Consider the following 1,020-nt stretch of genomic DNA (forward strand, 5'->3'; position numbering starts at 1 on the left):
ATTGCTGCACTCGTGGCTTTTTTGCTCAACTATCCGGTGCGAACTCTCCAGAGATTTTTACCGCGAAGTTTAGCTGTAGCCTTCGTTGTCCTATTAACCATTTTAGTTTTTGGCGGTCTCACCGTCACCGTAGGAGTCACTCTTTTATCTCAAGGACAGCAATTAATTGACAGCATGACTGAATTTGTGAATGCTCTGGCGCCTCTGTCCGAGCGCGTCGAAGCCTTCCTGCAGGCTAGAAACCTGCAAGTTAACCTGCGAGTTATTGAGGAACAACTGCGAAATCAAGCTTTGGCTGGAGTTGTATCGAGTATTGCTTTTTTACAAGTATTTTTAACAAATTTATTGAATTTAATATTAATTATGGTAGTGGCTTCTTTCATGTTACTTGATGGAGAGAGGCTGTGGCTGTTAGTTCTCAAATTTATACCCCGACACCTGCACAGGCGTTTAAGTATAACAATAGAGAAAAACTTTTTAGGATTTTTTCAGGCACAAATCCTGTTAATGTTATTTTTGACAACAGCAAGTTTTTTAATTTTTCTGCTGTTAGATGTGAAATTTCCCTTGATTTTAGCTTTTATTATCGGATTGTTTGATTTAGTTCCGGGGATTGGAGCGACTCTGGGGATTAGCTTAGTTTGTTTTATTGTATTGTCTCAAAGTGTATGGCTATCTTTAAAAGTATTGGCAGCTTGCATTGTTTTGCAGCAAATTCAAGACAACTTTATTCATCCGAGACTCATGCAAAATTCTCTCAACCTCAATCCGGTAGTGGTATTTTTTGCACTGTTAGTCGGAGCAAGGTCAGCAGGACTTTTAGGTATATTCCTGGCGATTCCGCTAGCGGGAGTGATAGTTAGCTGGTTTGAAATTGAAGAAATGCAAGCGGAAGCTTAATTGATACAGCAATTCTATTTTATATCAAACCCGGCTGAAAAATGGCTCTCCTGAAGTTGCGGTGATATTTTTATCTAATTAGAAAAGCAAGCTAATACGCGTTCTCGAAAATTATCAAAG

Annotated in this window: 1 protein-coding gene; it reads left to right on the forward strand. The window is 39.1% G+C overall.

What is annotated here, in order from left to right; translation table 11 throughout:
* A partial coding sequence (locus QUA45_RS29020) for an AI-2E family transporter (RefSeq protein WP_333223421.1) occupies positions 1 to 900 on the forward strand: 900 nt, incomplete at its 5' end.
* Positions 901 to 1,020: the final 120 nt, after the last annotated feature.

The sequence above is a fragment of the Microcoleus sp. Pol12A5 genome, assembly GCF_036701435.1.
GTDB lineage: Bacteria > Cyanobacteriota > Cyanobacteriia > Cyanobacteriales > Microcoleaceae > Microcoleus.